General features: G+C 40.1%; 5 protein-coding genes. 3 read left to right on the forward strand and 2 right to left on the reverse strand.

What is annotated here, in order from left to right:
* Positions 1–123 precede the first annotated feature (123 nt).
* Together QTN47_RS26855 and QTN47_RS26860 are read right to left on the reverse strand one after the other, a co-directional pair.
* Positions 124–495, reverse strand: a complete 372-nt coding sequence (locus QTN47_RS26855) for a response regulator (protein ID WP_369332549.1) — start codon at positions 493–495, stop codon at positions 124–126.
* Between the two features lie 46 nt (positions 496–541).
* The gene (locus QTN47_RS26860) at positions 542–1312 is read right to left on the reverse strand and encodes a response regulator (protein WP_369332550.1); all 771 of its coding nucleotides are present in this window, start codon (positions 1310–1312) and stop codon (positions 542–544) included.
* Between the two features lie 201 nt (positions 1313–1513).
* Between QTN47_RS26860 and QTN47_RS26865 the strand changes: the two genes are divergently transcribed.
* The 3 genes from QTN47_RS26865 (at position 1514) to QTN47_RS26875 (ending at position 6073) form a co-directional block, all read left to right on the forward strand.
* Positions 1514–2275 (forward strand): outer membrane beta-barrel protein, encoded by a 762-nt coding sequence (locus tag QTN47_RS26865; protein WP_369332551.1) that lies wholly within the window; start codon positions 1514–1516, stop codon positions 2273–2275.
* A gap of 196 nt (positions 2276–2471) precedes the next feature.
* Positions 2472–3659 carry a GTPase HflX gene (hflX, locus tag QTN47_RS26870; protein WP_369332552.1) on the forward strand — a complete coding sequence of 396 codons (1188 nt, stop codon included), beginning with the start codon at positions 2472–2474 and terminating at the stop codon, positions 3657–3659.
* Between the two features lie 491 nt (positions 3660–4150).
* Complete coding sequence (locus QTN47_RS26875) at positions 4151–6073, forward strand: peptide-N-glycosidase F-related protein (RefSeq protein ID WP_369332553.1); 1923 nt, start codon at positions 4151–4153, stop codon at positions 6071–6073.
* Positions 6074–6262: the final 189 nt, after the last annotated feature.

Below are 6262 nucleotides of genomic sequence, written 5' to 3' on the forward strand. Positions count from 1 at the left end.
TGCCTTTAACATTTTAGTAATATTCAAAGAGAATGTATCAATTATAGAAATTGATGATTTTCAACGTTTATATTCAAATATTAAATATTTATTACAAACGTTAGTTTGTGTGAAAACTACACTTTAATCATTGGATATTTTTTTTAGCAGGCGTTTTACGCGCGTGGATAATTCCAGCGGATTGAAAGGCTTCGTCAAAAAGTCATCGGCCCCCAGGTCAAAAGCTTCTAATACAGTATTCTCCTGGCCGTAAGCGGAAAGTACAAGAATGGGAATTTTCTTTAACAGGTTTGATTTTACTACACCAATAAGTTCCAGTCCGGATGTATAAGGCATTAAAATGTCGGTAATAATCAGGTCCGGATTAAATTCCTCGAACATTTTTAAAGCCTCCTGCCCATCGGCTACAGTTGCAATTTCATATCCATCGTTGGTAAGCCGTGTTGCAATGGCTCTCAACATCACGGGATCATCTTCTGCAATTAGTATTCTCATAAGGTTGAAAAAAGGTTTTAGCGGATTAAAATTAATACTTAGTTCTCTATATTTTAGTTATATAATCATCTAAAAAATCGCGTGCATCAAAAAACATCTTTTCAAAACGCTCAACTTTGGCAGGAATTAACTCTATCTCTTTCAGTCCTCTGCAATCAAAATCAATCTCTTTGGCCAACTCAAAAAGTTCCACCACATTAATAACGGAAAGCGAAGATTTTGCATAATGCGCCGTTTTTTGCAGATGGGCCCAATCCTGTTCGCCTGCCAATCGAATCATTTTTTCAACTGTTACAGCCATATTATCTGTAAAAAGTTGTATCATACTTATAATATGCTCATTGGTATCATCACCTAATTGAAACAAAATATTCAAATTGATCGTGAGACCATTATGATGATAAGTATTGGGCTGTTCCGGATCTTCCTCTGTTTGCAAACTTCCTTTTTCCGACACCAGTTTTTTTACCACTTCCGGTGTAAAAGGCTTTACAATATAGCCATTCATTCCCGCTTCCATGCATTTTTCCTCTTCTCCCGGCAAAGATACCGACGTAACGGCCACTATTGGCGTTTTAACACCCAATTGCTCCCGGATTACCTTAGTGGCCTCATAACCATCCATTTCAGGCATGAAAATATCCATTAAGATTATATCATATTTGTTCGCCCTGGCAAATTCAACAGCCTGTGCCCCATTTTCAGCAATATCGATCCTCCCGCATATCTTCCCTAGCGATCGTTGCATAAATATTTGGTTTATAGCACTATCTTCCGCAATTAGCACACTTTTAAAAACAATCTGCCCGTCTTCCATAAGATTAATTCGTTATTCTGAGGCTGCATTTACCCGTAGATCAACACAAAATAAGGATTGTAGCCTTTAACAGCAAATAACCTTAATAATCCCCAGCCAGCCGTTAGAAATACGTATTTTCTTTTGGCTTATTTTTAACCAGTTGTGTGTATGCAATTCTATTATTTTTGCCGCCTATAATATTTATATATTTTTAACTGCATGAAGAAGATTTTTTTAGGATTGTTATTTATATCGTCGTTCTGCCTGGCAGCAAAAGCGCAAAACAATAACAACACCCAGCCAAAGAAACCGGATTACAGCAAAATTGATTTGAGCAACAGGCCCAATGATCACTTGTTAATTCAATTTGGTTATGATGGATGGGACAACCAGAACGGTGGTGACTCAATTAATCCTACGGGCTTTTCCCGCCACTTTAACATGTACTTCATGCTGGATAAACCATTTAAATCTAATCCGCATTTTAGTGTGGGTTTTGGTGCCGGTATAGGAAGTAGTAACATCTTTTTTAAGGACACATATATAGATCTGAAAGCGAACAGCAATACACTGCCGTTCAGACCCAGCGTTCCAAATACAAACTCAGCAAACTTCAAAAAATACAAACTCACTACCGTATTTGCAGAAATTCCGGTAGAATTCCGGTATGCCGGTAACCCTGTTAACCCTAATAAGGGATTTAAAGCTTCTATAGGCGCCAAAATCGGTACCTTGCTGGATGCTCATACCAAGGGTAAGAACCTTGTTGATCAAACAGGCGTGTCCGTTTACGGTTCAAAATACATTAATAAAGAAAAAGATAAGCGCTTTATCAACGGTACCAGGCTTGCTGTAACGGCACGTGTTGGTTACGGTATTTTTTCTCTCGATGCATCCTACCAGGTTACCAGCTTTCTTAAAGATGGTGCCGGACCGACCATCAGACCTTATTCTATAGGGTTGACGATCAGCGGACTCTAGTGAGAAGATCGTAAGATCGTAAGACCGTAAGACACGTAAGAGGATAAAAGATATTTAGGAAGCTTCTGTGAATAACGGGAGCTTTTTTATTGGAGATAACTGAAAGAAAGACGGCCTGCCCTATTAACAAGAAGAAGCGAGGACAGAATTCCCAACAAATCACGATCCGCTTATCTTTGCAAAAAAAATTTCCGCTTTGATAGAAAAAAAACAAAAGATCAATAGTGAAGAAAGGGCTGTACTTGTTGGATTGGTGCAAAAAGAGCAGACTGAAGAACAGGTACAGGAATATTTAGATGAATTGGCCTTTTTGGCGGCCACAGCAGGCGCCGAAAGCATAAAAAGATTTACCCAAAAATTAGCCCATCCGGATAGCCGCACATTTATCGGAAAGGGAAAACTGGAAGAAGTCAAAAATTATCTTGACGGAAAACAGGTTGACGTAGTAATTTTTGATGATGAACTGACCGGCTCTCAAATCATAAATATTGAGAAAACACTTGGAGTAAAAACCATTGACAGAAGTGACCTTATCCTTGACATCTTTGCCCGCAGAGCCAGAACTGCCCAGGCTAAGGTGCAGGTGGAGCTGGCACAGTATCAATATCTGCTCCCCCGTTTAAAAGGTATGTGGAAACACCTTGAAAGACAAGGTGGTGGTATTGGTACGCGCGGACCGGGTGAAACCGAAATTGAAACTGACCGTCGTATCGTTAAAGACAAAATATCACTGTTAAGGAAAAGACTGGGGGAAATCGATAAACAATCCTTTACGCAAAGAAAAGAAAGAGGTGAATTTATTCGTGTTTCCCTCGTGGGTTATACCAATGTGGGCAAGAGTACTTTGATGAATCTACTGAGTAAAAGCGAAGTATTTGCCGAAAACAAACTGTTTGCCACACTTGACACAACTACACGCAAAGTTGTTTTTGAAAATACGCCTTTCTTATTGAGCGATACGGTTGGATTTATCCGCAAACTTCCGCACCACCTGGTGGAAAGCTTCAAAAGCACACTTGACGAAGTAAGAGAAGCTGATATTTTGCTGCACGTTGTTGATATTTCTCATCCGCAACATGAAGAGCATATTGGTGTTGTAAATAAAACGCTACAGGAAATTAATGCTTTCGAAAAGCCCATTCTTACCATTTTCAATAAAATGGATTTGTATGAAGAAAGAACATTTGACGAATGGCTGGGTGATGATGTAAAAGTGGAAATCATTAAAGATCTGAAAGACAAGTGGGATCATCTTACTGAAGGCAATTGCGTTTTTGTTTCCGCAACCGAGCGACTAAACATCGATGACCTGCGCGCCAGGATATTGGAGAAAGTACGTTCGATGTATTTGGTGCGTTATCCTTATAAGGAAATACATTTTTAATGTAAGATGTAAGATGTACGATGTAAGCAGCTTTGGAAAGGCTTGTTGATGGCAAAAGCGTTTAATTAAAAAGTACGATTTACGAGGTACGAAGTACGCAGCTTTGGAAAGGCCTATTGATGGCAAAAGCGTTTAAATAGAAAGTTTGAAGTACGATTTACGAAGTACGTAGTTTTGGAAAGGTTTATTGTGGCAAAAGCGTTTAATAAAAAACGCTAAGTACCTGATTAAAAAAAGGGGCGCCGCAGCAAAGAAAAAATATAAACTAAAACAGCTCTGTTAAACGCAGGGCTGTTTTAGTTATTACAATTGCATGTAAGTTAAGCTTACTTCGCGTGATCAAAATTGTGTACTTCATACTTCATAGATCGTACTTGATGGTCCAAACATCTTACACCGTACATCGTACATCTTACATCGTACATCTAACATCGTACATCTAACATCGTACATCTTATTGTCTATATTCGCCCGCACTAATCATTAAGCACATGAAAAAATTACTGTTGCTTTTCTTATGCCTTGGCGCGTTGGCAAATGTTTTTGCAGCGCCGGGAGATACATTACACGTAATTCCACACAACAAAACACTTATGAAGACTGATCCTGCACGCGGCTTTAATGAAGTGCGCAAATGGGCAGTATTTCCATCTTCAAAAACAAACTACAGGAAAATTATTGCCAGTATAACACTGCAATGTCCCGATGGTATGAAATGCGGCGCATGGGATTATATTGACTATGTTATTCTGCATAAGAAAGGAAGTGAGCAATCGCAGCCGCTCAATCTTGAAATGATGCGGATGTTGACACCTTACGGCGGATGGTTTGACAGTACCTGGAAATTTACATGGCAACAGGATGTAACGGACTGGGGATTGCTGCTAAGAGATTCTGTGGAGATTGAATACCAGCATACAGGTTATGAAAGTAACGACGGCATAGGATGGCTCGTAACACTTGATTTTGCAATTATTGAAGGGACACCTGTTATGAATCCGCTTGGCCACCAAACATTGTGGAGCGGTTCCTTTGCCTATGGCGATAGCAGCAAACCATTTGAGACACTGGTAAAACCAGTGCCTCTGGATGCTCCCAAAGGTGCACAAATAGCCAATTACAGGGTTGTGCAAACCGGTCATGGAATGGACGCGCCTGACGGATGCAGCGAGTTCTGCAGTAAATGGCGTGAAACATATTTTGACGACAAGAAGTTAGATCACAAAGACATGTATATCGTTTGCGGCAACAACCCGGTTTTTCCGCAAGCCGGTACATGGGTATATAGCAGAGGTAATTGGTGCCCGGGTTCTCTTGCAATTCCGGATGTGTACACACTTCCGCTAAAAGGCAATAACCATACAGTTGAGCTTAAAATGCAACCATATCATTCTACTAAACCACAGGGCGGCTGGGCAATCAATGCGCATGCTTTTTACTATGGCAAGCCCAATAGTGATTATGACGTGACCATCAATGATGTTATTGCACCCAGCAATATTGATGAATATGGCAGAATGAATCCTGTCTGTGGCAGCGCAAGGATCCACATCCAGAACAACGGAAGCAAACCTTTGCATTCATTGAATGTTGAATACGGTGTGAAGGGTTCAAAAAAAATGATCTACAAATGGAAAGGCAACCTCGCTTTTCTTCAAACAACAGAGATTGTACTGCCGGGAAATATTACTACAGACATTGCCGGGAATTTCGCTTTTGAAGTAACACTCTCTTCACCCAACGGAAAAAAAGATCAATATCCATTGGACAACTCGGTAGTCTCCTTCGGCAAAATGCCACCAGCAATGGAACAGGATATTGTTATCTCTTTCATGCCAAACAAAGACAGTACTCAGACCGGCTGGGAATTAAAAGATGCAGCTGGCCAATTGATTAAAGCAGTTCCACAGGGAGCGATACACAAACCCGAACTACGTAATGACACTTTGCATCTGGCACCAGGTTGTTATGTATTGAATATTACAGACACTGCAAACGATGGCTTAAGTTTCTGGGCCAATCCGAAAGGCGGCTATGGATACATTCGCATCCTTGATAAGGCCGGCAAATTGCTGAAGAATTTTGAACCCAACTTCGGGAGCGGGATTCAATATTACTTTACAGTGAAAGAAAACTATGTTGCAGACAGATCATCAATTCAGCCGGTATTTGAATTTTTCCCGGCGCGTACAAAAGGACCTACGACAGCAGACATTGTGATTGATGAACCACAAGACATCACGTTTAAGTTTACCGATGAAAAAGGAAAGGTGCAATGGGAAAGTAAGTACTACAATTTCACCTCTAAATTTATCAAAATGGATTTGAGTGCATTGCCGGCTTCTTTCTATATGGTGGATCTGTATTTAGCGAATGGGAAGCATGTGCGTAAGAGTATTAGAAAGGTTGATTAGGATTTTTGTCTTGATCAGGATTTATTGGATTTGTGGATTAATGGATTTCATGAGCATTCTTTTTTGTAGTATCTTGATTGGTTTTATTTTCTGATAGCTGATAGCTGATAGCTGATAGCTGATAGCTGATAGCTGATAGCTGATAGCTGATAGCTGATAGCTGATAGCTGATAGCTGATAGCTGATAGC

Source organism: Danxiaibacter flavus, assembly GCF_041060425.1.
In the GTDB taxonomy this organism is placed as follows: Bacteria; Bacteroidota; Bacteroidia; order Chitinophagales; family Chitinophagaceae; genus Danxiaibacter; species Danxiaibacter flavus.

Bases quoted from the DNA above. Each gene is read 5' to 3' on its own strand.
- QTN47_RS26855 (WP_369332549.1), bottom strand. From the start codon at position 495: ATGAGAATACTAATTGCAGAAGATGATCCCGTGATGTTGAGAGCCATT.
- QTN47_RS26860 (WP_369332550.1), bottom strand. From the start codon at position 1,312: ATGGAAGACGGGCAGATTGTTTTTAAAAGTGTGCTAATTGCGGAAGAT.
- QTN47_RS26865 (WP_369332551.1), top strand. From the start codon at position 1,514: ATGAAGAAGATTTTTTTAGGATTGTTATTTATATCGTCGTTCTGCCTG.
- QTN47_RS26875 (WP_369332553.1), top strand. From the start codon at position 4,151: ATGAAAAAATTACTGTTGCTTTTCTTATGCCTTGGCGCGTTGGCAAAT.